Origin of the sequence: Micromonospora inositola (assembly GCF_900090285.1) — a bacterium.
In the GTDB taxonomy this organism is placed as follows: domain Bacteria; phylum Actinomycetota; class Actinomycetes; order Mycobacteriales; family Micromonosporaceae; genus Micromonospora; species Micromonospora inositola.
Genome location: NZ_LT607754.1, coordinates 1,011,180 through 1,035,114, shown reverse-complemented (window position 1 = coordinate 1,035,114; position 23,935 = coordinate 1,011,180). Strand labels below are relative to the sequence as shown.

Annotated in this window: 26 protein-coding genes; 15 read left to right on the top strand and 11 right to left on the bottom strand. The window is 72.7% G+C overall.

Annotated elements, in window-relative coordinates:
• The first annotated feature begins 52 nt into the window (after positions 1-52).
• On the top strand, positions 53-625 hold the full coding sequence (locus GA0070613_RS04845) for a PH domain-containing protein (RefSeq protein ID WP_089015759.1): 573 nt from the start codon (positions 53-55) through the stop codon (positions 623-625).
• A gap of 67 nt (positions 626-692) precedes the next feature.
• On the opposite strand, the gene GA0070613_RS04840 is transcribed toward GA0070613_RS04845, so the two are convergent.
• Positions 693-1,424 (bottom strand): GtrA family protein, encoded by a 732-nt coding sequence (locus tag GA0070613_RS04840; RefSeq protein WP_089011187.1) that lies wholly within the window; start codon positions 1,422-1,424, stop codon positions 693-695.
• Between the two features lie 63 nt (positions 1,425-1,487).
• A complete protein-coding gene (locus GA0070613_RS04835; RefSeq protein WP_089015758.1) occupies positions 1,488-2,024 on the bottom strand; it encodes a GtrA family protein in 537 nt (178 codons plus the stop codon).
• A gap of 457 nt (positions 2,025-2,481) precedes the next feature.
• Here GA0070613_RS04835 and GA0070613_RS04830 point away from each other — a divergent pair, with 457 nt between their 5' ends.
• The 4 genes from GA0070613_RS04830 to GA0070613_RS04815 are packed head-to-tail and all read left to right on the top strand — an operon-like array spanning position 2,482 to position 7,251.
• Positions 2,482-4,332: a phosphoenolpyruvate carboxykinase (GTP) gene (locus GA0070613_RS04830; RefSeq protein WP_089011186.1), complete on the top strand. Its 1,851-nt coding sequence runs from the start codon at positions 2,482-2,484 to the stop codon at positions 4,330-4,332.
• Between the two features lie 37 nt (positions 4,333-4,369).
• Positions 4,370-5,248: a hypothetical protein gene (locus GA0070613_RS04825; protein ID WP_089011185.1), complete on the top strand. Its 879-nt coding sequence runs from the start codon at positions 4,370-4,372 to the stop codon at positions 5,246-5,248.
• Positions 5,249-5,306: 58 nt separating this feature from the next.
• Positions 5,307-6,449: a geranylgeranyl reductase family protein gene (locus tag GA0070613_RS04820; RefSeq protein WP_089011184.1), complete on the top strand. Its 1,143-nt coding sequence runs from the start codon at positions 5,307-5,309 to the stop codon at positions 6,447-6,449.
• A 31-nt stretch (positions 6,450-6,480) separates the two neighbouring features.
• On the top strand, positions 6,481-7,251 hold the full coding sequence (locus GA0070613_RS04815; RefSeq protein ID WP_089011183.1) for an isoprenyl transferase: 771 nt from the start codon (positions 6,481-6,483) through the stop codon (positions 7,249-7,251).
• A gap of 19 nt (positions 7,252-7,270) precedes the next feature.
• Here GA0070613_RS04815 and otsB read toward each other — a convergent pair whose 3' ends face one another.
• The 3 genes from otsB to GA0070613_RS04800 form a co-directional block, all read right to left on the bottom strand.
• Positions 7,271-8,095 carry a trehalose-phosphatase gene (gene otsB / locus GA0070613_RS04810; RefSeq protein WP_089011182.1) on the bottom strand — a complete coding sequence of 275 codons (825 nt, stop codon included), beginning with the start codon at positions 8,093-8,095 and terminating at the stop codon, positions 7,271-7,273.
• A gap of 69 nt (positions 8,096-8,164) precedes the next feature.
• The gene (locus tag GA0070613_RS04805; RefSeq protein WP_089011181.1) at positions 8,165-8,518 is read right to left on the bottom strand and encodes a hypothetical protein; all 354 of its coding nucleotides are present in this window, start codon (positions 8,516-8,518) and stop codon (positions 8,165-8,167) included.
• Between the two features lie 179 nt (positions 8,519-8,697).
• Positions 8,698-9,138 (bottom strand): helix-turn-helix domain-containing protein, encoded by a 441-nt coding sequence (locus tag GA0070613_RS04800; RefSeq protein ID WP_089011180.1) that lies wholly within the window; start codon positions 9,136-9,138, stop codon positions 8,698-8,700.
• A 264-nt stretch (positions 9,139-9,402) separates the two neighbouring features.
• On the opposite strand from GA0070613_RS04800, the gene GA0070613_RS04795 reads away from it, so the two are divergent.
• The 6 genes from GA0070613_RS04795 to GA0070613_RS04770 all read left to right on the top strand — a co-directional run bounded on the left by GA0070613_RS04795 (position 9,403) and on the right by GA0070613_RS04770 (position 14,893).
• Positions 9,403-9,744 carry a hypothetical protein gene (locus GA0070613_RS04795; protein ID WP_089011179.1) on the top strand — a complete coding sequence of 114 codons (342 nt, stop codon included), beginning with the start codon at positions 9,403-9,405 and terminating at the stop codon, positions 9,742-9,744.
• 52 nt (positions 9,745-9,796) lie between these two features.
• Complete coding sequence (locus GA0070613_RS34295; RefSeq protein ID WP_231929669.1) at positions 9,797-10,297, top strand: hypothetical protein; 501 nt, start codon at positions 9,797-9,799, stop codon at positions 10,295-10,297.
• A 345-nt stretch (positions 10,298-10,642) separates the two neighbouring features.
• Positions 10,643-12,058, top strand: a complete 1,416-nt coding sequence (locus GA0070613_RS04785; RefSeq protein WP_089011178.1) for a PhoH family protein — start codon at positions 10,643-10,645, stop codon at positions 12,056-12,058.
• A gap of 288 nt (positions 12,059-12,346) precedes the next feature.
• Positions 12,347-13,036, top strand: coding sequence for an aggregation-promoting factor C-terminal-like domain-containing protein (locus GA0070613_RS04780; RefSeq protein WP_089011177.1), 690 nt, complete (start codon positions 12,347-12,349; stop codon positions 13,034-13,036).
• Between the two features lie 115 nt (positions 13,037-13,151).
• Positions 13,152-13,811, top strand: a complete 660-nt coding sequence (locus GA0070613_RS04775; RefSeq protein ID WP_089011176.1) for a rhomboid family intramembrane serine protease — start codon at positions 13,152-13,154, stop codon at positions 13,809-13,811.
• 113 nt (positions 13,812-13,924) lie between these two features.
• Positions 13,925-14,893 (top strand): NAD(P)/FAD-dependent oxidoreductase, encoded by a 969-nt coding sequence (locus GA0070613_RS04770; RefSeq protein WP_089011175.1) that lies wholly within the window; start codon positions 13,925-13,927, stop codon positions 14,891-14,893.
• Between the two features lie 40 nt (positions 14,894-14,933).
• Here GA0070613_RS04770 and GA0070613_RS04765 read toward each other — a convergent pair whose 3' ends face one another.
• A complete protein-coding gene (locus tag GA0070613_RS04765) occupies positions 14,934-15,632 on the bottom strand; it encodes a TetR/AcrR family transcriptional regulator (RefSeq protein ID WP_089011174.1) in 699 nt (232 codons plus the stop codon).
• Between the two features lie 144 nt (positions 15,633-15,776).
• Here GA0070613_RS04765 and GA0070613_RS04760 point away from each other — a divergent pair, with 144 nt between their 5' ends.
• A complete protein-coding gene (locus GA0070613_RS04760) occupies positions 15,777-16,694 on the top strand; it encodes an NAD-dependent epimerase/dehydratase family protein (protein WP_089011173.1) in 918 nt (305 codons plus the stop codon).
• Positions 16,695-16,734: 40 nt separating this feature from the next.
• Here GA0070613_RS04760 and GA0070613_RS04755 read toward each other — a convergent pair whose 3' ends face one another.
• Positions 16,735-17,706 (bottom strand): DMT family transporter, encoded by a 972-nt coding sequence (locus GA0070613_RS04755; protein WP_089011172.1) that lies wholly within the window; start codon positions 17,704-17,706, stop codon positions 16,735-16,737.
• Positions 17,703-18,734 carry a class II fructose-bisphosphatase gene (glpX, locus tag GA0070613_RS04750; protein WP_089011171.1) on the bottom strand — a complete coding sequence of 344 codons (1,032 nt, stop codon included), beginning with the start codon at positions 18,732-18,734 and terminating at the stop codon, positions 17,703-17,705. Before glpX ends, GA0070613_RS04755 begins: the two co-directional genes overlap by 4 nt.
• Positions 18,735-19,148: 414 nt before the next feature.
• On the opposite strand from glpX, the gene GA0070613_RS04745 reads away from it, so the two are divergent.
• Both GA0070613_RS04745 and GA0070613_RS04740 read left to right on the top strand, forming a co-directional pair.
• Positions 19,149-19,916: a DUF4245 domain-containing protein gene (locus GA0070613_RS04745; protein WP_089015757.1), complete on the top strand. Its 768-nt coding sequence runs from the start codon at positions 19,149-19,151 to the stop codon at positions 19,914-19,916.
• Positions 19,917-20,167: 251 nt separating this feature from the next.
• On the top strand, positions 20,168-21,010 hold the full coding sequence (locus GA0070613_RS04740; protein ID WP_231929668.1) for a hypothetical protein: 843 nt from the start codon (positions 20,168-20,170) through the stop codon (positions 21,008-21,010).
• A 40-nt stretch (positions 21,011-21,050) separates the two neighbouring features.
• On the opposite strand, the gene GA0070613_RS04735 is transcribed toward GA0070613_RS04740, so the two are convergent.
• From GA0070613_RS04735 to GA0070613_RS31890, 3 genes are all read right to left on the bottom strand, one after another.
• On the bottom strand, positions 21,051-21,263 hold the full coding sequence (locus GA0070613_RS04735) for an exodeoxyribonuclease VII small subunit (RefSeq protein WP_089015756.1): 213 nt from the start codon (positions 21,261-21,263) through the stop codon (positions 21,051-21,053).
• Between the two features lie 51 nt (positions 21,264-21,314).
• Positions 21,315-22,529: an exodeoxyribonuclease VII large subunit gene (gene xseA / locus GA0070613_RS04730; RefSeq protein WP_089011169.1), complete on the bottom strand. Its 1,215-nt coding sequence runs from the start codon at positions 22,527-22,529 to the stop codon at positions 21,315-21,317.
• Positions 22,530-22,617: 88 nt separating this feature from the next.
• Complete coding sequence (locus GA0070613_RS31890) at positions 22,618-22,782, bottom strand: hypothetical protein (RefSeq protein ID WP_157746273.1); 165 nt, start codon at positions 22,780-22,782, stop codon at positions 22,618-22,620.
• 141 nt (positions 22,783-22,923) lie between these two features.
• Between GA0070613_RS31890 and GA0070613_RS04725 the strand changes: the two genes are divergently transcribed.
• A complete protein-coding gene (locus tag GA0070613_RS04725) occupies positions 22,924-23,916 on the top strand; it encodes a 4-hydroxy-3-methylbut-2-enyl diphosphate reductase (RefSeq protein ID WP_089011168.1) in 993 nt (330 codons plus the stop codon).
• The last annotated feature ends 19 nt before the right edge of the window (positions 23,917-23,935 follow it).

Below are 23,935 nucleotides of genomic sequence, written 5' to 3'. Positions count from 1 at the left end.
GCGAGCGTCGACCGGTTACGGTCAGCGCGTCCTGTTCTGCGAGGAGGTTTCCGTGGCGTTCCCCGAAGACGTGCTCACCGAGGATGAGCGCGTCGTGCTCCACCTGCACCCGCACTGGAAGGCGCTGCTGCGCCCGATCCTGGTGCTGGTGCTCGCCGTCGCGGCGGTGGTGGCGGGCTGGATCCTGCTGCCCGACGGCGACGGCGCCACGATCGCGCTCTACGCGATCGCCGCGCTCGGCCTGGCGCTGGTGCTCTGGCTGGGCTTCTGGCCGTTCCTGGTCTGGCGCACCACGCACTACCTCTTCACCAACGAGCGGGTGCTGCTCCAGGAGGGCGTGTTCTCCCGGAACCGGCGGGACCTCCCGCTGACCCGGATCAACGACCACTCGATGCACCAGCGCTTCCTGGAGCGGCTGCTCGGCTGCGGGACCCTGACCATCGAGTCGGCCGGCGAGCGCGGCCAGTCGGTGCTCAACGACGTCCCCCACGTCGACCGGGTGCAGACCAAGCTCTACGAGCTGGTCGAGGCCCACCACGACAAGCACTCCCTGGGCGACGGCGAGATGCGCGAGATCCTCGCCGACATGCGCGACGGCAAACCCCTTCACGACCCCAGCGCCTGACCCCTGCCGCCTGCCCCGTCCCCGCCCTGCCGGGCGGGGACGGGGCCGGGCGCGGGCGGTGGGTGGGTCAGCGGCGCGGTGAGCGGCGGGTGCCGGCGTGGAGTTCGGCGGCGAGCTCGGCGTCCAGGTCGGCGTCGAGGATGCGGCCGAGCCCGGCGTCCGCCGTGGCGGGGCGACCCTGGGTCGGCGCGCCGTACTCCGCGGCGGCGCCGCGGCCGGCCGTCCGGTCGCGGCGCTCGCCGGGCGGGGGCTCGGACTCCTCCAGCTCGCTGACCGACTCGGCCAGCTCGGCCACCGGGTCCATCTCCGCCATGGTGTCCCATTCGTCACGCGGGATGCTGTGCCAGGTCTCCTGCGCGTGCTTCGGCACCGGCTGGAAGACGAACGTCCGGTACGACCAGAAACGGAACATGGTGGCCAGCAGCACGCCGCCGGTCTTCGCCACGTTCAGCGCCAGCAGGCTGGTCACGCCGAGGCCGTACTTCGCGCCGGCGAGGACGCCGAGTTCGATGATCAGGCCGGTGGCGTTGAACAGGAAGAACAGGACGTATTCGCGGCGTAGGGCGGATTTGGGGCGATCCCGGTACGTCCAGTGTCGATTCATCAGATACGAGGTGATGGTGGCCACGATGGTCGCGATCACCGTCGCCTTGAGCTGCCCGTCGCGAAAAACGGTCAGTGCCAGCGCATTGAACACCGCGTAATTGATGACGGTGTTGATGCCGCCGACGATGCCGAATTTGAGCGCCTCGTGGATGAACTTCTGCCAGCGCTCGGGCAGCAGACGGACCAGACGCATGCGGAACACCTTAGGACAGTGGGCAGGGCCGGCTCGGCCCGGCGGGACGAGGTGGGCGGTAGGTCACGCCCCGGAGTCTCGGTCGTGGCTCGTTTCCCGAACGGGAGGAGTTCCCGCTTCCACGAAAACGAACCGCCGGTACGACCAGAATCGGAACAGCGTCCCGAGACCGGTGCCGACGATGAAGCTGGCGATGTTGTCGGCCAGCGGGGTCTGGAACACCTCCGGCCAGACGCTGCCCAGCCCGTAGCGGCTGATCGCGAGGCAGGCGACGGCGATGCCCAGGCCGACCCCGTTGAAGAAGAAGAAGAGCGCGTACTCGCGGGCGGGGTTGGAGCGCTGGCGGTGCCGCCAGGTCCAGAACCGGTTGCCCAGGAACGCCATGGTCGCGGCGATCACGGTGGAGATGGTCTTCGCGGCGATCGGCGGCATGTGGCGGACGCTGGCCAGGTAGTTGAAGAGCGCGAAGTCCACCAGGAAGGCGAGCCCGCCCACCGTGGCGAACTTGCTCAACTCGCGGACGAGGTGGCCGAAGCGGTCGAGGAGGGAACTGATCAGACCCGGCCGGGTCTGCGGAGCGCCCGGTTGGTCCCCGGTCATCGTCGCGGCCACCCGCCGAGCCTACCGGGTGCCCGCACCGCGGACGGGTAGCAACGACGAGCCGGACCCGGCGGCTTCCCGCGCCCGCCCGTTCCCGTGGTCCGGTGAGCAGAGCGTAACCGGCCGTGGCGGAATTGCGGATCGGATCGCCGAATCGTCGCCCTCGGCACCGGCGGGCGCTTCCGCTCATCGTGCACCCCGGACCAGACCTCGCGACCGGCGTCCGCCGGAGGTTGCTCGCAGGATTTGCGTGAAACTGCGCGCGAAAGCGGGTATTAGATCGCGATGCCGCAGCGTGGCCGTACCTTGTGCAGTTCTTCACAACCAGTCCCACTGACTGGCGGCGCAGCCCGGTTTACGCTGAGCCCAATCCCAGGTTTCCACGAAGGCGACGACTCGCTCGCCAGAACTCGTGCACCCCATACATCGGTCAGCGTCGACCACAAGGAGATGTGACATGGTTGCTCCGGCTACTGTTCGGGGTATCGATCAGGCCCCGACGTCCAACCCCAAACTGCTCGCGTGGGTCCGAGAGGTCGCGGAACTGACCACCCCCGAACGGGTGGTCTGGGTGGACGGGTCCGATGAGGAGTGGCGCCGCCTCACCGACGAGCTTGTCGAGAGCGGCACCCTGATCCGGCTGAATCCTGAGAAGAAGCCCAACTCGTTCTATGCCCGGACGGACCCGACGGACGTCGCCCGGGTCGAGGAGCGCACCTTCATCTGCTCCGTCGACGAGGCGGACGCCGGCCCCACCAACAACTGGATGGCGCCGGCCGAGATGAAGCGGACGATGACGGAGCTGTACCGCGGCTCGATGCGCGGACGCACCATGTACGTCATCCCGTTCGTCATGGGCCCGGTCGAGGCCGAGAGCCCCATGTTCGGCGTCGAGATCACCGACAGCCCGTACGTGGTCGCCTCGATGCGGATCATGACCCGGATGGGCGCCAAGGTGCTCGAGGCGATGGGCGACGAGGCGGACTTCGTGCACGCGCTGCACTCCATCGGCGCCCCGCTCGCCTCGGGTCAGCAGGACGTGGCCTGGCCGTGCAACGAGACGAAGTACATCTCGCACTTCCCGGAGACCCGGGAGATCTGGTCGTTCGGCTCCGGCTACGGCGGCAACTCGCTGCTCGGCAAGAAGTGCTACTCGCTGCGGATCGCCAGTGTGATGGGGCGCGACGAGGGCTGGCTCGCCGAGCACATGCTGATCCTCAAGATCACCTCGCCGGAGGGCAAGGTCCACCACATCGCCGGGGCCTTCCCGTCGGCCTGTGGGAAGACCAACCTCGCCATGGTGGAGCCGACCATCCCGGGCTGGAAGGTCGAGACCATCGGCGACGACATCGCCTGGATGCGGTTCGGCGAGGACGGCCGGCTCTACGCGGTCAACCCGGAGTACGGCCTGTTCGGCGTCGCGCCCGGCACCGACTGGAAGACCAACGCCAACGCGATGCGGACGCTGGACCGCGGCAACTCCGTCTTCACCAACGTGGGCCTCACCGACGACGGCGACATCTGGTGGGAAGGCATGGGTGAGCCGCCGGCGCACCTGATCGACTGGAAGGGCAACGACTGGACGCCGGAGAGCGAGAACACCTCCTCCCACGCGAACAGCCGGTTCTGCACCCCGATCACCCAGTGCCCGATCCTGGCCGACGAGTACTACGACCCGAACGGCGTGCCGATCGACGCGATCCTTTTCGGCGGCCGACGTCGGGACACCGTCCCGCTGGTGACCGAGGCGCGCGACTGGGTGCACGGCGTCTACATGGGTGCCACGCTCTCCTCGGAGACCACCGCCGCCGCCTCGGGTGCGGTCGGCGTGGTCCGCCGTGACCCGATGGCCATGCTGCCGTTCATCGGGTACCACGCGGGTGACTACTTCCGGCACTGGATCGAGATGGGCAAGGGCGCCGACGGCGACGCCGCCAAGCTGCCCAAGATCTACTACGTGAACTGGTTCCGCAAGGACCCGGAGGGCTCCTTCCTCTGGCCGGGCTTCGGCGAGAACTCCCGGGTGCTGAAGTGGGTCGTCGAGCGGATCGAGGGCACCGCCGACGCGGTGGAGACCCCGATCGGCATGGTCCCGACGCAGGACGCCCTGGACGTCGAGGGTCTGGACATGACCCCGGAGGACGTCCGGATCGCCCTCAAGGTCGACCCGGAGGAGTGGCGCAAGGAGCTGCCGCTGGTCACCGAGTGGTTCGAGAAGTTCGGTGACAAGCTGCCCGGCGTCCTCTGGGCCGAGCTGGACGCCCTGCGCGCCCGGCTCGACGCGGAGCAGCCGCAGCCGCAGAAGTAGGTGTGACGGTTGCCCGTACCGGGCAACATCAGATCCCATGAGGACGGCCGCCGAGACCACCGAGGTCCGGCGGCCGTCCGCCGTCCGGGCGCTGACCACCCTGCTCGCCGTCACGGCGGCGGCCACCGTCGTGGTCGAGCTGCTCAATTACTGGTACGCCCCGGAGCAGGAGTTCGGTCTGGCCGTACGCACCGGCTGGGCGATGCTCCGCTCGCTCGGCTTCCTGGTGCTCATCGGGCACGTCAACCGTGGTCGTACCGTGGCCCGACCCTTCGGGCTGATCCTCGCGGTCACCACCGTCTTCGCGGTGGGGCGGCTGGTCGTACCCCGGGAAGGGGTGCCGGCGCTGCCCGGCCTGCTGGGGTTCGGGCTGCTCACCGCGCTCTGCGTGGCCGTGGTCGCGCTGCTCTACCGCTCCGACGCCGTCGGCGGGCACCTGGTCCGGCACCGGAAGTCCCTGGTCGTGGAGGGCGGGACGATCTCCTGGCGGGAGGTCGCGCCGAAGCGTACGCCGGTGACCGGGTGGCTGCTCACCAGCCGGGTCGCCGCGTTCACGTACAGCCCGCTGATGCTGGTCCCGGCGCTGGTCGCCGGCGGGTCCATCCTGGACGGGCGGATCCGCGCCGTGCCGGCCGTGCTCTTCTGGTTCGTCGTCGGCATCGCCGTCAGCTACCTGGTCCTCTTCTGCACCGCCTTCCTGATGCGCGGCCGGGCCTGGGCCCGCCGGCTCCTGGTCGCGATCACCCTGGGCGTACTCGCCGTCGACCTGCCGCTCTGCTGGTGGCTGCTCGGCGTCGACGGCCTGGTCCGGGACGGCGGACCCCTGGTAGCCGCCGCCCTCCTGGCCCTCTACGGCCTGTGGCGCGCCGCCCGCGCGGGCGAATCCCCCACCCCGGTGCGGCATCGGGGTTGGTGAGCGGGTGGCGGGGCAGGATGGGCGGGAGGGGAGCCGGGCTGGGGCGGGAGGCGATGCCGTGGGCGACGAGTTCGACGTGATCGTGGTCGGGGCGGGGCCGGCCGGTGCCGCCGCCGCGCTGGCCGGCCGGCGGGCCGGGGCCCGCGTGCTGCTGCTCGACCGGGCCGACTTTCCCCGGGACAAGGCGTGCGGCGACGGAATCGCGGCGCACGCGCTGGACGTCCTCGCCGAGTTGGGCGTCACCGACGCCGTCGACGGGTACGCCCCACTGCCCGCGCTGCGGCTGGTCGGCCCCGGCGGCGCGGCGGTGGCCCGGGCGCTGCCCCGGCCCGCGTACACGGTGCCCCGCAAGGTCTTCGACGCCCGGCTGGTGGCGGCGGCCGTGGCGGCCGGTGCGGAGCTGCGCCGGCACACGGTGCGCCGGGTGGAGCTCCGGGACGACCGGGTGGTGCTGGACGGGGAGCTGTCCGGAGGCGCGGTGGTGGGTGCGGACGGCGCGGGCTCGGTGGTCCGCCGGGCGCTCGGCCACCCGGTGAACCCGGACCGCCACCTGGCGCTGGCCATCCGGGGGTACGCGCCGGTGCTGCCCGGTCCGCCCGAGCAGCTCATCGTCACCTCGGCGCGGCGCTGGCCGGCGTACGCCTGGTCCTTCCCGATCGGCGACGGCCGGGCGAACGTCGGGTACGGGGAGGTGCTGCGCGGCGAGCCGGTGAGCCGGGCCCACCTGGTGGACCGTCTCGCCGCCCTGCTGCCCGGCACCGACCCGGCGACGGTCATCGAGCTGCGGGCCCACCACCTGCCGCTCTCCACCCATCGGCCGGCGCCGGGGCGGGGCCGGGTGGTGCTGGCCGGCGACGCGCTCTCGCTGATCAACCCGTTCACCGGGGAGGGCATCTTCTACGCGCTGCGGTCCGGCGCCCTCGCGGGCGCGGCGGCGGCCGGTTCCCCGGGCCAGGCCGCCCGCCGGTACGCCGACACGCTGCGCCGGCGGCTCGGCACCCACCTGCGGCACAGCTCGGTGGCGGCCTGGCTGGCCCGGCGCCGGCGGGTGGTCGACGCGGCGGTCCGCGCGGCCCGCCGCGACGACCGGGTCTACCGGACGGTGGTGGAGCTGGGGCTGGGTGACGGACGGCTGGATGCCCGCACGCTGGCCATGATCGGCATCGGTCTCCCGACCAGGGATCGGCCTCCGCGGCACTGATCTTCAACGGGGGTCGCTACCCTGCAAGGTGATGACTCTGCGGAAACTCCTCTACTCCGTGTACGAGCGCCGGCTCACGGCCAAGCTCGCGGGCAAGCCGGTGCCCCGGCACGTCGGTGTGATGTGCGACGGCAACCGCAGGTGGGCCCGGGAGATGGGCTTCGTCGATCCCAACGACGGCCACCGGATGGGCGCCGAGCGGATCAAGGAGCTGCTGCGCTGGTGCGACGCGGCCGGCGTGGGCCACGTGACGCTCTGGCTGCTCTCCACCGACAACCTGTCCCGGCCGGCGGCCGAGCTGGACCCGCTGCTCCAGATCATCGAGGACCTCACCAGCGAGCTGGCCGAGGAGGGCAACCCCTGGCGGCTGCGGATGGTCGGCGCGCTCGACGTGCTGCCCGCGCAGCACGCCGCCGCGCTGAAGGCCGCCGACGAGCGCACCCGGGACCGCAGCGGCGGCGCCCAGGTCAACATCGCGGTCGGGTACGGCGGCCGGCGGGAGATCGCCGACGCGGTCCGCTCGCTGCTGCTGGAGCACGCGGCGAACGGGGGCACGATCGAGGAGCTGGCCAACTCGATCGACGTCGACCACATCTCCGAGCACCTCTACACCAAGGGCCTGCCCGATCCGGATCTGATCATCCGGACCAGCGGCGAGCAGCGCCTCTCCGGCTTCATGCTCTGGCAGTCGGCCCACTCGGAGTTCTACTTCTGCGAACTCAACTGGCCGGACTTCCGCCGCGTCGACTTCCTCCGCGCCCTGCGCTCCTACGCCACCCGCCAACGCCGCTTCGGCGCCTGACCCCCGCCGCCCCTGTCGCTCAGGTGAGGTGGGGGAGGGCGTCGGTGAGGAAGGTGGCGAGGGCGGCGGGGGAGTCGAGGGTGAGGTCGGCGGCGTCGGCGACCTCGTGACCGGTTTCCGGGTTCGCGACGGCCACGCAGACGCCGACGAAGTGGGGATCGGCGGCGGCGCGGGCGCGCAGCGCGGCGAAGGCCTTGATGTCGGAGACGTCGTCGCCGAAGTACCAGGCGCCGCCGGCGTCCCGGACGATCTCGCCGATCACCATGCCCTTGTCCCGGTCGACCGGGGGCTTGAGCTCCAGCACCATCCGGCCGGCCTGGCAGCGCAGCCCGAGCCGCTCGGCGCGGGCCCGGCCCCACTCCTGCACCAGGCCGCCGAGCTGCGGGGCGGTGCGCCAGTGCAGGGCGACGGAGAGCCGCTTGAACTCCACCAGGGCGCCGGGCGGCAGCTCGGCGCGGGCCTGCTCGGCCAGCTCCGACATGGTGGGCACCCAGGGCAGGGCGGCCGGCTCGGTGACCGTCTCGCCGCCGGAGTGGCTGTGCTCCAGGCCGTAGAGCCCGTACAGGTCGATCCCGGCGAGGCCGCCGAGGTGGTCGCGGAGGAACTCCACCGGCCGCGCGGAGACGATGGCGATCCGGCGTACGAGCGGGGCGAGCGACTCCAGCGCGGCGAGCACCTTCGGGGCGGGCTGGACCGCGGTCGGGTCGTCGTCGACCGGCGCGAGGGTGCCGTCGAAGTCGAAGAAGAGCACCGTGTCGGCTGCCCGCTCGGCGGTGGCACGCCACGCATGCTCGGCGTCCAACGGGGTCATCGGCTGCTGGTTGCCCAGATTCAACGGCGGCACGCGCGACAGCGTACCCCGGGCGGGGCGGCTCATTCGTGGCCGAGATGTGACGCTCGGCGGTCGGGAAACTCAGCGTTCGGCGGCCCCCCGTCCCCGGCGTCCGAACGGCACGACGGCCGCGTCCTGGCCGTGGCTGAGCAGGTAGCCCTCCACGAAGCCGGTGTTCCGGTCGCCGGTGTGCGCCTCGATCTCGTTCAGCCGGGCCACCAGGAACTCGGTGAGCGCACTGACCCGGTCGTTGAGCCGGTCGTGCAGCTCGGCGATCACTGCGAGAACCACCGCGGTGCCGGCGGCGGTGAGGGCGAAGAGGTTGACGACCAGGGGAAGCTGCCCGCCGTTGATCACGCCGACCACCACGTTGCCGGTCACGCACGATGTCACCGACACCACCGCGACCACGACTGCCAACCATTTCAGGGTCATGGACAGACCCCTCCTTCTGTCCCGCAGGGCTGGATTCGGCCTTGTCCCGTCCCCCCGCCGACGACGAGCCCAAGCAGTACGAATAGGGACGCTAGCGCGCCCGTTCCGGCCCCGGAGTGAAACGATCGGGTCTGCCTTACCGTTCTTTCGCCATCTGAGCAAATGACCCAGCTTGTTAACTATCCGGCCTGCCTGCCTCGTTTTCCCACGTCAGCCGGAAGCGTCGGACGATAGGCGAGGTAACGAATGGTTTCCCGGATGTGGAACTTCTCCGCCTCCGACACATTCGGATCCACCAGGCGGCGGAGCAGCGCCTCGACGTCGGGGTCCATCGGCGGTGGCGTGGGGGCGCTGCGGGGCGGGGTCGTCCGGTCCCAGCCCAGCGCGGTGAAGGCGGTCGCCGGGTTGAGGCCCAGTCCCTCGCAGAAGGCGACCACCCGCTCCGCCTCCGGGTCGCTGGCCCAGTCGCCGCGTACCCAGCGGTTGATGGTCTGTCGGGAGACGCCGGTGCGGCGGGAGACCTCGGTCCCGCTCCAGGCCCGCATGGCCCGGGCGTCGTCCAGCGCGCGTCGTACGAAGGTGGCGAAGGCGATCTTCCGTGCGTTAGCCGTCTCGGTCACCCCGTGACGGTACGACCAGTCGTCCGTCCCGGGGCCGCCCGGCACGCTGCTGTCACGCGGACGTGACGGCTCTCTCGGGCTTCCGGTAAACGATCCAGCGCTGCTCTTGAGGGGTGTCACCCGGGCAGAATAGATGCCCGCCAGTACGGCGGTAAACAGACGAAAAGCTGATACTGTCACGCTCATGAGACAACTTACGGTGTGTCACGTGCTTGAGACGACGAGTGCTCACATGCGTCACTCCGCGGGTTTCAGGGGGGTCTTGTGACCGAGCTCGCCACCCGCGCCCAGGCGTTCGGCCTGATCGCCGAGGGGGTGGCCGCCGGGCTGAGCGCGCCGTGGCGCCTCTACCTCGCCCGGGGTTGCCGCTACCTGTCGCTCAGCGTCGGGGACCGGGACGAGTGGAACGCCTGGCGTACCCACCTCGGCTGTCCCGAACTGAGCGTCCGGGTCTATGACGCCGGCGGCGAGATCCGGCGCTCCTCGGTCGCGGAGGTCGTCCTGGACGGCTGCCGGATCAGCGTCGAACTGGTCGAGGAGGTCAGCACCGCCGATCTGGAGCGGCTGCTGGTCGTCGACCCCGCGGCCGAGCCGGAGGAGCGATGACCCGGCGGGCGACCGCGGTGTCCGGTGATCCGACGCCGGCGGGAGCGGCCGGATGAGCCCCTTCCTCGCGGTCTTCCTCGTCCTCGTCCTCGGGTCGACCAGCTACGCGGCGGGCCGGCTGCACGGCCAGCTCAGCTACCGGATCGGCTACCGCTTCGGTTACCGACAGGGCTACTTCGACGGTGACCGGGGCGCCTGGAACCGCCGGCGCCGCGACGCCCAGGCCGCCATCGCCTCGGCGCTGGCCGGCCCGGTCGTCGCCCCGGGGCCGCCCGCGGCGGCGCCGCGGAGCGGCACGACCTCCGCCGCGGTCCCGCTGGGCGGCACGACGACGCCCGCCGCGGTCCCGGTCGACGGTACGGCGACATCGGGGGCCGTCCCGCTCGGTGGTCGCCCCGCGCCCGGCCCGTCCTCGCGCGGCACCGCGACCGCGCAGCTCGGCGGGATCGCCACCCGGCAGGGGACCACCTACACCGGGTCCTCGTTCACGCAGTCGGTGAGCACGGTGGTCGGCCGGCACCCGACCGGGACGCTGGCCCGCCGGCAGGGCTGAGGTCCGCCAGAGACACGGTGCGTCGTCCGCGGCGGACACGCACCGTCGGGACCACGTCAGACCGGTGACGCAGGTCCCACCGGCCGGGATGCGCGCAGGGGGCATGCATCCCGGCCGGTTCCGCCGCCCGGCGTGCACGCCCCGGCCGGGTGGGATCCGATGTCGCCTACTAGCCGAAGGGCCGTGACGCGGTTAGCGTCTACTCATGGCGCGGGGTTCTCCCGGGCCAGCCGGCCAGCCCGGACCTGCGACCTCGCGCACGGGGCCCGCATCCGACCCCGTGTCCACCGGGCACCGGACGAGGCGGAACACGGGTGGCCGGGTGCCCATCCGCGGAGCAGGCCTGTGACGACTCGCCGTACCCCCGCCGGTGCCGACCAGACCCCGGCCGCGACTGCCACGACCCGCCGGACCGCCCGCAGCCGCCGCACCACCGCGGCCGCGCCGGTCGGCACCGAGGAGCCCCGACCAGCCGGCCAGGCCTTCGTCCTGGACACCTCGGTCCTCCTCTCCGATCCCGCGGCGTTCCACCGCTTCGCCGAGCACGAGGTGGTGCTGCCGCTCGTCGTCATCTCCGAGCTGGAGGGGAAGCGGCAGCACCCGGAACTGGGCTGGTTCGCCCGGCAGTCGCTGCGCATGCTCGACGAGCTGCGGGTGAAGCACGGCCGGCTGGACCGGCCGGTGCCCGCCAACGACCAGGGCGGAACGCTCCGGGTGGAGCTGAACCACACCGACGACGGGGTGCTGCCACCCGGCTTCCGGAACGAGTCGAACGACGCCCGGATCCTCTCCGTGGCGCTCAACCTCGCCGCCGAGGGGCGTGAGGTCACCCTGGTCAGCAAGGACATGCCGCTGCGGGTGAAGGCGGCCTCGGTCGGCCTGCGGGCGGACGAGTACCGGCACGGCCAGGCCAGCGACCCGACCTGGACCGGCATGGCCGAGCTGGAGTTGGGCGAGGAGCAGATCGGCCGGCTGTACGCGGGCGAGACGCTCGACCTGGACGCCGCCGCCGGGCTGCCCTGCCACACCGGTCTGGTGCTGCACTCGGCCCGCGGCTCGGCGCTCGGTCGGGTACTGCCCGACAAGACCGTTCGACTGGTCCGCGGCGACCGGGAGGCGTTCGGCGTGCGCGGCCGCTCGGCCGAGCAGCGGGTGGCGCTGGACCTGCTGCTGGACGAGTCGATCGGGATCGTCTCGCTCGGCGGGCGGGCGGGCACCGGCAAGTCCGCCCTGGCGCTCTGCGCCGGGCTGGAGGCGGTGATGGAGCGTCGCCGGCACAAGAAGGTGGTCGTCTTCCGTCCGCTCTACGCCGTCGGCGGTCAGGAGCTGGGATACCTGCCCGGGTCGGAGTCGGAGAAGATGTCGCCCTGGGCCCAGGCGGTCTTCGACACCCTCGGCGCGGTGGTGCACGAGAACGTGCTGGAGGAGGTCACCTCCCGGGGCATCCTCGAGGTGCTGCCGCTCACCCACATCCGGGGGCGGAGCCTGCACGATGCCTTCGTGATCGTCGACGAGGCCCAGTCGCTGGAGCGGGGGGTCCTGCTCACCGTCCTCTCCCGGATCGGCCAGGGGTCGCGGGTGGTGCTCACCCACGACGTCGCCCAGCGGGACAACCTGCGGGTCGGACGGCACGACGGGGTGACCGCGGTGATCGAGGCGCTGAAGGGCCATCCGCTCTTCGCGCATGTCACGCTCAGTCGTTCGGAGCGGTCGCCGATCGCCGCCATGGTGACGGATCTGTTGGAGGACATCCCGCTCTGATATCGATCCACTGCCGTGTTTGTCACTGTTTGAGCGCATTCATTTTGTGGCCCAGGTCACAAATGAGGCTCTTGGTTTCCCATCCGCCTCACTGTGCGCAATGGTGTCCAACGAGCGCCCACGCACCTATGAAGATCGTCGGTCATCGTTCGCCCCCCCGGGCGACGGAGGTCGGTGAACGCCGGTGCGTCGATTGCGACCCGCGAGGTCGGGGCGCTCACGGCGCCGACGCGGCCACGACGGCCACGCCTCGCGTCGTGTCCTTGCCCCCGACGAAGGGACCACTTCGTGAGTCGGCTGTGGAGCCGGTTCGGCGCCCGCACTGCCGCTGTCGCGCTGCTCTCCGTGGGCGTTGCCGGTGGCTTCTACCTGGGCGAAGACCGGGAAACCCAGCAGCAGGGCCTGACCGCGCAGGTCGGCCTCGAGGTCGACCAGGCGGAGTACGCGTACCAGCGTGACCGGCAGGCCGATCACCGGCTGGATTCGGCCAAGCAGCGGGCCGCCGAGTACCAGGCGAAGCTGCGGGCCGCGGCGGCGGCCAAGGAGGCCGCCGAGCGGGCCCGCGAGGCCGAGGCCGCGGCGGCGTCCCGGAAGAAGGAGCGGGCGGCGGCGGACGCCGCGGCCAAGGCGGCCACCAAGCCGTACGACGGCCCGATCCCGGCCTCCTGCGAGGAGTACAGCGGCAACCGGGCGATCGGCTGCGCGCTCATGCTCGACGCGGGCTTCGGCATCGACCAGTTCCCGTGTCTGGACAAGCTCTGGACCAAGGAGAGCGGCTGGAACCACAAGGCCTACAACTCCGGCTCCGGTGCGTACGGCATCCCGCAGGCGCTGCCCGGCAGCAAGATGGGCTCGGTCGCCGACGACTGGAAGACCAACCCGGCCACCCAGATCAAATGGGGGCTCGGCTACATCGAGGGCCGGTACGACGACCCGTGCGGCGCCTGGTCGCACTCGCAGAGCACCGGCTGGTACTGATCCGACCTGACGACGGCGGGGTGTGTGGGAAGCCGCACACCCCGCCGTCGTCGTGTCGCGGGGGGACGCGCCGCACGAGTGGCGGTCGACCGCGATTGCTGATAGCCATTGGTACGTGACCTGGCGCGGCGGCCCGACGGGCGGCGATCCCCACCGGTTCGGCACCGAGGCGTTCTACGCCTCGCTGGGCCGGGCCTTCGTCGCGATGTGCGCGGTCGTGCCGGTGCTGTTCCTCATCGAGGCGCTCGACGTCGGGCTGCACGCCGACCTCGACGTGGCGGCCGGGATCATCCCGCACCGGATCCAGGGGCTGGACGGCGTCTTCTTCTCGCCGTTCCTGCACGCCGACTTCAACCACCTCTACAGCAACAGCATCCCGCTGATCCTGCTCGGCACCTTCGTGCTCGCCGCCGGCACCCGCCGATTCCTCTGGTCGACGCTGGTGATCATCCTGGTCAGCGGGCTGGGGGTGTGGTTCACCGGCTCACCCAACTCGGTGGTGGTCGGCGCCAGCGGCGTCATCTTCGGCTACCTGGGCATCCTGCTCACCCGGGGCGTCGTCGAGCGGAGTTGGTGGAACGTCGCCGTGGTGCTGCTGGTCGGCCTGCTCTACGGCTGGCAACTGCTCGGGATCCTCCCCACCGACGAGCGGATCTCCTGGCAGGGCCACCTGTTCGGGCTGCTCGGCGGGATCGTCGCGGCGATCCTGTTCCGGCGTCGCCGCGCCGAGCTGGACCAGCCGCAGCACACGGAGCCGCCGCTCACCCTGCCCTGACCGGCCGTCACGGTCGCCCGAAAGGGTCATGGGACGTGCTTGCCCGGCGGCATCCGCACGCATACCGTCGGCATCAGCACACGTTGATCCGTAAGGCGAAAGTGACGGTACGCATGCGCGAAGTCGATGTCGCCGTGATCGGGGCCGGTCCGGCCGGGCTCTTCGCCGCGTACTACGCCGGGTTCCGTGGGCTCTCCGTGGCGGTGATCGACGCGCTGCCCGAGCCGGGCGGCCAGGTCGCCGCGATGTACCCGGAGAAGCTGATCCTCGACGTCGCCGGGTTCCCCGCCGTCAAGGGGCGGGACCTGGTGGCGAACCTGGTCGCCCAGGCCGCGCCGTTCGCGCCGGCGTACCTGCTGGGCACCCGGGCCGAGAAGCTCTCCTACGTCGACGGGCGGCCGGTGCTGGGTCTCGCCGGGGGCGAGCAGCTGAGCTGCGGCGCGGTGATCGTCACCGGCGGGCTGGGCAGCTTCACGCCCCGGCCGCTGCCCGCCGCCGACAGCTTCGTCGGCACCGGAATCGTCTACTTCGTACCGCAGCCGACCGAACTGGCCGGCCGGGACGTGCTGATCGTCGGCGGTGGTGACTCCGCCTTCGACTGGGCCCTGACCCTTCAGCCGCTGGCCCGGTCGGTGACCCTGGTGCACCGCCGCGAACGGTTCCGCGCCCACGCGTCGACCGTCGCCCGGGTGCTGTCCCTGCCGGTTCGGGTGGTGGTCAACGCCGAGGTGACCCGGCTGCACGGGGAGGACCGGGTGACCGCCGCGGAGATCGTCGTCCGGGCTGGCGCGGCGGAGATGCTGCCGGTGGACACCGTCATCGCGGCGCTCGGCTTCACCGCCGACCTGGGCCCGCTCGCCGAGTGGGGGCTCCAGCTGGACCGCCGGCACATCGTGGTGGACAGCGCGATGGCCACGAACCTGCCCCGGGTCTTCGCCGCCGGTGACATCACGGAGTACGCGGGGAAGGTCCGGCTGATCGCCACCGGCTTCGGTGAAGCCGCCACGGCGGTGAACAACGCGGCGGTGGCGATCGACCCGACCGCCCACCTCTTCCCCGGCCACTCCTCCGACGGGAGCTGACCGGTCGGGGAGCCCGGCCCGGGTCGCGCCCGAGGGCGGGTCAGGACGGTCGGGGGAGGCCGATCAGGTCGGCCATCAGGCCGGTCTGGTGGTCGAAGTACTCGTCCCGGTGCGGGAGCATCCGATTGATCCGGCCGAAGAGTTCGAAGCTGATCAGCCCGAACAGCTGGGTCCAGCCGGCCATGCCGCGGGCCAGCAGCGCCTCGGACATGCCGGGGTACAGGCCGGCGGCGATCTCCGCGAGGTCCCGGCGCAGGGGGCCGGGCAGCTCGTCGTCGGGCGGTGGGGTGAGCCGGCCGCTGGTCACTCCGTCGTGGAGGATGCCGACCAGCACGACCGGGGGACGCGCGGCCGGCCCGACCGTGTCGTCCGGGGCCGCGTACCCGGGGACCGGGCTGCCGTAGATCAGGGCGTACTCGGCCGGGTGGGCCAGCGCCCAGGCCCGGGCGGCCCGGCAGACGGCGTGCCAGCGCCCGCGCAGGTCGTCCCGCCCGACGGCCGCGTCGGCCGCCTCCACCGCGTCGCCGAGCGCGTCGTACGCCTCCAGGATCAGCGCGGTGAGCAGGTCGTCCCGGCTGGGGAAGTAGCGGTAGATGGCCGACGAGACCATGCCCATGTCCCGGGCGACCGCGCGCAGCGAGAGGTTGGCGCCGTCGGTGGCCAGGTGGCGGCGGGCCACCGCCTTGATCTCCTCGATCATTCCGGCGCGGACCCGGGCGCGTAGCGAGGGAGCGACCATGCCCCCACTCTGCCACGGACGAGAGCGCCAATCAAAACCGAGAGCACCGCTCTTGACGAAATGGCGCGGGGCGCGTCATGCTGGTCGCGTCCTCACGAGAGCGGTGCTCTCTAATCGGATCCCTGCTTCGAAAGGTGGCCTCCCATGGCCCTGCACGTCATCGTCGGCGCCGGCCCGGTCGGCACCGCCACCGCCCGGCTCCTCGCGGAGCGCGGCGACCGGGTCCGCGTGGTGACCCGCCGGGGCACCGGACCCGAGCACCCGGCCGTCGAGCGGGTCGCCGCCGACGCCGCCGACGCGGACCGGCTGGCCGCGCTGACCGACGGCGCCGACGCCCTCTACAACTGCGCCAACCCGGCGTACCACCGGTGGCCGACCGACTGGCCGCCGCTCGCCGCCGCGCTGCTCACCGCCGCCGAGCGCAGCGGCGCGGTGCTCGCCACCGTCGGCAACCTCTACGGCTACGGCCCGGTCGACGCCCCGATCACCGAGGACACCCCGCTGGCCGCGACCGGCACCAAGGGGCGGGTACGGAACCGGATGTGGGCCGACGCGCTCGCCGCCCACCGGGCCGGGCGGGCCCGGGTCACCGAGGTGCGCGGCTCCGACTACCTGGGCGTGGGCGCCACCGCGCTGCCGATGATGGTGCTGCCGAGGGTCATCGCCGGGCAGCGCGTCTTCCTGCCGGTCGACATGGACGCCCCGCACACCCTCACGTACGTCGACGACGTGGCCCGCACCGTCGTCGCGGCCGCCACCGACCCGCGGGCCTGGGGCCGCGCCTGGCACGTGCCCAGCGCGCCCGCCGTCACCGTGCGGGAGCTGGCGACCCGGGTCGCTGCCCTGACCGGCGCCCCCGCGCCGAAGCTGACCCGGATGCCCTACCCGGTGCTCTGGCTCGGCGGCCTGGCCAACCCGATGGCCCGCGAGCTGCGGGAGACCGCCTACCAGTTCGACCGGCCCTACCTGCTCGACTCCAGCGCGGCGACCGCCACCCTCGGCGTCGAGCCGACCCCGCTGGACCTCTCCCTCGCCGAGACCGTCGCCGCGCTGCGCCGCTGACCGGCCGGCGCCGCCCGCGTCGCCCGCCGTCCGGCGGGCGTCAGCGGCGCGGTGCCGGCCCGAGCGCCGCGATCAGGACCGCGACCAGGGTCAGCGCCGCGCCGAGCAGGGTGGTCGGTCCGGGATGCGAGGCCGCGGCCGGTAGGACCAGGTCCAGCAGTACGGCGCCGACGATCTGCCCGGCGATGGTGGCCAGCCCGAGCAGCAGCACCCCGGTGAAGCGGACGATGGCGGCGGCGAGCGCGATGAAGACGATGCCGATCGGGCCGCCCAGGTAGAGCCAGGGCTCGGTCGGGAAGCTGCCACTCGGGCGGCCGCGGACCGCCATCTCGATCGCGAGGGTGGCGAGCAGGGCCACCGTGCCCACCGTGAAGTTCACCAGCGTGGCCGCCAGGGCGCTGCCGGCGGCCCCCCGCACCCGGCCGTTGACCGCCTGCTGCCAGGCGATGCCCACCCCGGCGAGCAGCGGCAGCAGGGCCAGCGCCAGGGCGCCCGGGTCGCCGAGCCGGTCGCCCACCGCCAGCAGCACCGCGACCACGGTCAGCACCGCGCCGACCAGTCGGTTCGGGGTGACCGGCTGCCGGCCCGTCGGCCCGATGCCGGCCCAGTCCACCAGCAGGCTGCTGCCGGACTGGCCGGCGACCACGGCGACGGTGAAGAGGGCGACGCCGAGGGTGCCGATGGTCAGCCCCTGGGTGGCGACCAGGAACGCGCCGCACACCCCGCCGAGGCACTGCCACGGCCGCAGCGACCCCTCGGCCAGCGCCGCCCGCAGCGCGGCCAGCCCCCGCCGGCCACCCCGGGTGGCGGGGACCAGCACCAGCAGCACCAGCAGGCCCAGGCCGAACGAGACCACCGCCGCGGCGATCCCGTCGGCCAGCCGTACGCCCAACTCGCCGTTGATCCGGGACTGCACGGCCACCGCGACCCCGGCGGCGGAGGCCAGCCCGACGCCGCCGATCCGCCGCGTGGTCGACAGCGTGGGGGGCGCCGCCGTCCCGGTTGCGGTCACTCCTGCTCGGCCAGCGGGCGGCCGTCGAAGTCGACGGCCGAGTAGAGCGCCAGCTTCTCCAGCCGGTGGTACGAGTCGATCACCCGGATGGTGCCGCTCTTGGAGCGCATCACGATCGACTGGGTGTACGCCCCGCCGGCCCGGTAGCGGACGCCGCGCAGCAGGTCGCCGGAGGTCACCCCGGTCGCCACGAAGAAGCAGTTGTCCCCGGTGACCAGGTCGTCGGTGAGCAGCACCCGGTCCAGGTCGTGCCCGGCGGCGAGCGCCTTCTCCCGCTCCTGGGCGTCGCGCGGCCAGAGCTTCGCCTGCATCGCCCCGCCCATGCACTTGAGCGCGCAGGCGGAGATGATGCCCTCCGGCGTGCCGCCGATGCCCATCAGCACGTCGACGTCGGACTCGCCGCGGGCGGCGGCGATCGAGCCGGCGATGTCGCCGTCGGAGATGAACCGGATGCCGGCGCCGGTCCGCCGGATCTGCTTGACCAGGTCGTCGTGGCGGGACCGGTCCAGCACGCAGACCGTCACCTCGGAGACGTCGGTGCCCTTGACCTTGGCGATCCGGCGCAGGTTGTCGGCCACCCCGGCGTTGATGTCCACCACGTCGGCGTACATCGGGCCGACGGCGAGCTTCTCCATGTAAAAGACGGCGCTCGGGTCGAACATCGAGCCCCGCTCGGAGACCGCGAGCACCGCGAGGGCGTTCGGCATGCCCTTGCTCATCAGGGTGGTGCCGTCGACCGGGTCCACCGCCACGTCCACCTCGGGGCCGCTGCCGTCGCCGACCTCCTCGCCGTTGAAGAGCATCGGGGCGTTGTCCTTCTCGCCCTCGCCGATCACCACGACGCCCCGCATCGGGATCGAGTTGATCAGTTTGCGCATCGCGTCGACGGCTGCCCCGTCGCCGCCCTCCTTGTCGCCCCGGCCGACCCACCGGCCGGCGGCCATCGCCGCGGCCTCGGTGACCCGGACCAGGTCGAGGGCAAGGTTGCGGTCGAGATCCTGCGGGATCCGCGTCCTGGTGTTCGTCATGACGGCTTCCTCCTCGCGACGTTGCGGGGTGGACCGGCAGGATGCGGCCGTCGCCGCTGCCGGCTTTGTCGCTGATCCTCACACGATCGCCGACGTGACGGCGGGGCGGGGCGGGGATGACCAGCTTCCCGCCGTCCGGGCGGTCCAGGCCCCGGCCGGTCGTGACCTGCCCGATCCGCCGCAGGCCGACTCCGCGGCGGAGTCGGCTGTGAGATCGGTCGCTCTCCGCGGCGGCGGGTCGCTCCCGCCGGTCGGCGCCAGCTCGCGGCCGCCGTCGTCGGGTCGCCCCGCCGGCCGTCGCGCGGGGTGGTGGCGTGGGCGAGTCGGAAAGCCGGGCGGCGGATCGCGACCGGCCCCGGGCCGTGGGCGCCGGTGGCCGGGCGGCACCGATCGGCCGGCTGCGAGAATGTGCGGGTGGAACCCGCACAGCCAGCCGACCGCGTACCCGCCGACGCGACCCCACCGGACGGCCAGCCGCCGGTCCGGTCGACCGCCGGGCCGTCCCCGCAGGCCGGGGAGCCGGCCCTCGTCGAGCCCGCCACCGGGCCTGCGCCCATCGCGGACGCGGGCGAGCCGGCGCTGGTCGAGCCCGTCCACGGCGCGGCCCGGGGTGGGGCTGGCGAGCACCCGGCGGTCTCCGGCGACCAGCCCGCGCCGCCGCCCCGGCGGGAGAAGTCCCGCGCCGAGCGGTCGCCCCGGGACATGGTGCTCTCGCTGCTCGTGCTGCTGGTCCCCATCGCGCTGCTGCTCGCCTTCTACCGGGGATTCCTCGGCGGCGACGAGCCGGCCACCGTCGACCCCGCGCCCGCCGTCGAGCAGGCCCGGGCGGCCAACACGTTCCCGGTCAGCACGCCCGCCGGCCTGGCCGCCGACTGGCGTACGGTCAGCGCCCGCTACCAGACCGAGCCGACCGGGGCGACGCTGCGGATCGGCTACCTGACCCCGGAGGGGCGCGGCGCCCAGCTCGTGCAGAGCAACGTGCCCGCCGAGAAGCTGCTGCCCGCCGAGCTGAGCGGCGGCCAGCCGCAGGGGACGGCCGACCTGCCCGGCGGGAGGTGGCAGCGCTACACCGCCCGCGGCAACGAGCAGGCGCTGGTGCTGCTCGAACCGGCGAGGACGGTGATCGTGGTCGGCGACGCCGGGGAGGCCGAGCTGCGCCAGCTCGCCAACGCCCTCCGCTGACTTCCGGGCCCCATGCGGGCCCGTCGTCCTCCGCCAGGCTGCCCGGGCTCCTAACCCGGCACGCCCGGCGTGGACCGCGAGGACCGGACAGTGATTGCGGAAGGCCGCTTCAGGGAACAGAGGGAGCACGAGCTCGCCGGGTCGCTCCGCCGGCCGGACGGTGCTCGTGCGCCGGAGCCGGCGTGAGGGCTGCGGCGCCACGCCTCCGGCGCCTCCGTGGGCCGGACGACCCACCTGGAGAGGTTCACGTGATGATTCGACGTTTCAGCGCGGCGGCTTTCGCCGCGGCGCTGCTCACTCCTGGCCTGGCCGCCTGCAACAGCACCGGGACCGGCGAGGCGGGGGCCTCCGCGTCCCCGACGGTCTCCGGCAGCATCGCGCCGAGCGGTGCCACCCCCGTTACCGGCGACGCCAAGCAGGCGCTGCTGAACTCCACGAACGAGATCCGGAACGGCAACTTCCGGTTCACCATGTCCGGCGCCGGCTCCACCGCCGAGGGTCAGGTGCACGAGCCCAGCCAGAGCGCGGAGATGCGGGTGACGATCGGCGACCCGTCCTCCGACCTGATGATGAAGCTCGACCTGATCCACTTCAAGCCGGACAGCTGGGTGAAGGTGGAGCTGGGCGGCAAGTCGGCCAGCAGCATCCCCGGGGTGCAGAAGCTCAACCTCGGCAAGTACCAGCACCTGGACCAGACCCGGATCAAGGGCAACCGGGCGCTGGGCTTCGACTTCGACAAGGTCGACCCGGCCGGCAGCGCGGTGCTGACGCAGGGCATCACCGAGGTCCGGCAGACCGGCGAGGGCACGTACGCCGGCACGCTCGACGTGTCCCGGGCGGCCGAGGCCGGCTCGGTCGACCCCACCGTGATCACCGCGGTCGGCGCGCAGGCGAAGTCGGTGCCGTTCACCGCGAAGCTGGACCCGCAGGGCCGGCTCAGCGAGATGGTGGTCCAGGTGCCGGCGGCCGGCCAGAGCGCCGCCCAGGACATCAAGATCACGTACTCGGACTACGGCAGTGCCACGGCCGCGCAGAAGCCGCCGGCCGACCAGGTCGTGGAGGCGCCGCCGGAGTTCTACAACCTGTTCAACTGAGCCCGCTGGCGGGGCGGCTCCGGCCGTCCCGCCGCCGGCGTCAGTCCTCGGCGCGCTGCCGGGCCGCGTCGATCCGCGCCCGGGCGCCGTCCAGCCAGCGCTGGCAGATCTCGGCCAGCTGCTCGCCGCGCTCCCAGAGCGCCAGCGAATCCTCCAGCGACGTGCCGCCGGTCTCCAGCCGCTCGACCACCTGGGCCAGCTCGGCGCGGGCCTGCTCGTAGCTGAGCCGCTCGTCCTGCTTCTCGTCAGTCATCGCACCCATCCCACCACATCCGTCCGCCGTCGCCCGCTGCGCGCCCGACCGTCAGCCGTCGACGGTCGCGGTCAGCTCGCCGTCGGCGAGGCGTACCCGCAGCGGGTCGCCCTTGGCCACCTCGGCGGACGCTCGGACCACGTGGCCGTCGGCGCGCTGCACGATCGCGTACCCGCGGTCGAGAGTGGCGGCGGGGGAGAGCGCGCGCAGCCGGGCCAGCGTGTGCCGCAGGTCGTCGCCGGCGGCGCCGAGCCGGTGCTCCAGGCAGCGGCCGGTCCGGTCGCGCAGCGCGGTCACCTCGGCGGCCCGCTGGTCGACCATCACCTGCGGCCGGGCCAGCACCGGGCGGGAGCGCAGCAGGTCCAGCCGGTGCGACTCCCGGTCGACCAGGTTGCGTACGGCCCGCTCCAGGCGGGACCGGGCCTGGCCGATGAGGCGTATCTCCTCGGTGAGGTCCGGGACGATCCGCTTCGCCGCGTCGGTGGGCGTCGACGCGCGGACGTCGGCGACGTAGTCGACCAGCGGGGCGTCCGTCTCGTGGCCGATCGCGCTCACCACCGGCGTCCGGCAGGCGAAGACCGCCCGGCAGAGCGCCTCGTCGGAGAAGGGGAGCAGGTCCTCGATGCTGCCGCCGCCCCGGGCCAGGATGATCACGTCGATGGTCGGATCGGCGTCGAGCACCTTGAGCGCGTCGACGATCTGCGGGACGGCGCCCGGTCCCTGCACCGCGACGTTGACCGTGCGAAACTCCACCGCCGGCCAGCGCCGCCGCGCGTTGGTCAGCACGTCCCGTTCGGCGGCCGAGGCGCGGCCGGTGATCAGCCCGATCCGCCCGGGCAGGAACGGCGGGCGGCGCTTGCGGTTCCGGTCGAAGAGCCCCTCGGCGGCGAGCAGCTTCTTGAGCTTCTCCAGCCGGGCCAGCAGCTCACCGAGCCCGACCTGCCGGATCTCGTCGGCGCGCAGGCTCAGCGTGCCCCGGGCGGCGTAGAACTCCGGCTTGGCGTGCAGCACCACCCGGGCGCCCTCGCGCAGCTCCGGCGCGCCCGCGTCGAGCACGTCCCGGTTGGTGGTGACGGTCAGGCTGAGATCCGCCGACGGGTCGCGCAGGGTGAGGAACACGGTGCTCGCCCCGGGCCGGCGGCTGATCTGCGCCACCTGCCCGTCCACCCACACCCACCCGAGCCGCGCGATCCAGGCGCCCACCTTCTGGCTGACCACCCGTACCGGCCACGGCTCTTCCGACGTGCTCCGCCCCGCCTCGCTCACCCGCCCACCCTACGGCCGGCCTTGTCGATCGAGGGGTTTGCGTCCGCGCACGGGCGTTTTCCGGACGCAAACCTCCTGATCACCGGGCTCAGGCCTCGGCGGCGAGGGAACCGGGGAGGAGGTGGGACTCGGCGGGGCGGGCGGTGAGGACGCGCGGGCCCGCCTCGGTGATCGCGACGGTGGGCACCTCGGCCAGGACGGCACCCGCCCGGGCCATCAGCTCGATCTCGTCGGGGGTCTTCTGGATCACCATGCGCGCGTCCTCTCGTACCCGTGCAGGGGTTCCCGATGGCCCCGCGCGCTGCCGGTCCGGTCATTCTGCCAGCCCGTGCGGCCCCCTGTGGCACGGGTCGCAGCCGCTGCCGTCGGAAAACCCGGCACGTAGGATGGGTGGGTGACTCAGGCTGAGACGACTCCCCGGACCGGCAAGCGCGTGCTCCTGGCCAAGCCCCGCGGCTACTGCGCGGGCGTGGACCGGGCGGTGCAGACCGTCGAGGAGGCGCTGAAGCTCTACGGCGCGCCCATCTACGTGCGCAAGCAGATCGTGCACAACAAGCACGTGGTGCAGACCCTGGAGGCCGAGGGCGCGATCTTCGTGGAGGAGAACGAGGAGGTGCCCGAGGGCGCCACCGTGATCTTCTCCGCGCACGGCGTGGCCCCCGAGGTCTACGAGCAGGCGAAGGCGCGCTCGCTCAAGGCGATCGACGCGACCTGCCCGCTGGTCACCAAGGTGCACCAGGAGGCCAAGCGGTTCGCCGCCGAGGACTACGACATCCTGCTGATCGGCCACGAGGGGCACGAGGAGGTCGTCGGCACCGCCGGTGAGGCCCCCGCGCACATCCAGCTGGTCGACGGCCCGGACGGGGCCGACAAAGTCACCGTGCGTGACCCGAACAAGGTCGTCTGGCTCTCGCAGACCACCCTGTCGGTGGACGAGACGCTGGAGACCGTGGCCCGGCTCAAGTCTCGGCTGCCGCTGCTCCAGTCGCCGCCCAGCGACGACATCTGCTACGCCACCTCCAACCGGCAGCACGTGGTGAAGGAGATCGCCCCCGACTGCGACGTGGTGATCGTCGTCGGGTCGCGCAACTCCTCCAACTCGGTCCGCCTGGTCGAGGTGGCGCTGGACGCCGGCGCCCGCGCCGGTCACCTGGTCGACTTCGCCGACGAGATCGACGACGCCTGGCTGGCCGGTGCCGGCACGGTCGGCGTCACCTCCGGTGCCAGCGTCCCCGACGAGCTGGTCCAGCAGGTGCTCGCGCACCTCGCCGAGCGGGGCTTCACCGACGTCGAGGAGATCACCACCGCCAACGAGCGGCTGACCTTCTCGCTGCCGCAGGAGCTCAAGCGGGACATGAAGGCCGCCGCGACGGCCGCGCGGGACTGACCGGCCGCCGGGAACGGAC

What these genes read in the sequence shown, in the direction of transcription:
- GA0070613_RS04840 (WP_089011187.1), bottom strand. Translation starts at nt 1,424, where the DNA reads ATGCGTCTGGTCCGTCTGCTGCCCGAGCGCTGGCAGAAGTTCATCCAC.
- GA0070613_RS04835 (WP_089015758.1), bottom strand. Translation starts at nt 2,024, where the DNA reads ATGACCGGGGACCAACCGGGCGCTCCGCAGACCCGGCCGGGTCTGATC.
- GA0070613_RS04830 (WP_089011186.1), top strand. Translation starts at nt 2,482, where the DNA reads ATGGTTGCTCCGGCTACTGTTCGGGGTATCGATCAGGCCCCGACGTCC.
- GA0070613_RS04825 (WP_089011185.1), top strand. Translation starts at nt 4,370, where the DNA reads ATGAGGACGGCCGCCGAGACCACCGAGGTCCGGCGGCCGTCCGCCGTC.
- GA0070613_RS04815 (WP_089011183.1), top strand. Translation starts at nt 6,481, where the DNA reads ATGACTCTGCGGAAACTCCTCTACTCCGTGTACGAGCGCCGGCTCACG.
- GA0070613_RS04805 (WP_089011181.1), bottom strand. Translation starts at nt 8,518, where the DNA reads ATGACCCTGAAATGGTTGGCAGTCGTGGTCGCGGTGGTGTCGGTGACA.
- GA0070613_RS34295 (WP_231929669.1), top strand. Translation starts at nt 9,797, where the DNA reads ATGAGCCCCTTCCTCGCGGTCTTCCTCGTCCTCGTCCTCGGGTCGACC.
- GA0070613_RS04770 (WP_089011175.1), top strand. Translation starts at nt 13,925, where the DNA reads ATGCGCGAAGTCGATGTCGCCGTGATCGGGGCCGGTCCGGCCGGGCTC.
- GA0070613_RS04765 (WP_089011174.1), bottom strand. Translation starts at nt 15,632, where the DNA reads ATGGTCGCTCCCTCGCTACGCGCCCGGGTCCGCGCCGGAATGATCGAG.
- GA0070613_RS04760 (WP_089011173.1), top strand. Translation starts at nt 15,777, where the DNA reads ATGGCCCTGCACGTCATCGTCGGCGCCGGCCCGGTCGGCACCGCCACC.
- glpX (WP_089011171.1), bottom strand. Translation starts at nt 18,734, where the DNA reads ATGACGAACACCAGGACGCGGATCCCGCAGGATCTCGACCGCAACCTT.
- GA0070613_RS04740 (WP_231929668.1), top strand. Translation starts at nt 20,168, where the DNA reads ATGATTCGACGTTTCAGCGCGGCGGCTTTCGCCGCGGCGCTGCTCACT.
- GA0070613_RS04735 (WP_089015756.1), bottom strand. Translation starts at nt 21,263, where the DNA reads ATGACTGACGAGAAGCAGGACGAGCGGCTCAGCTACGAGCAGGCCCGC.
- GA0070613_RS31890 (WP_157746273.1), bottom strand. Translation starts at nt 22,782, where the DNA reads ATGGTGATCCAGAAGACCCCCGACGAGATCGAGCTGATGGCCCGGGCG.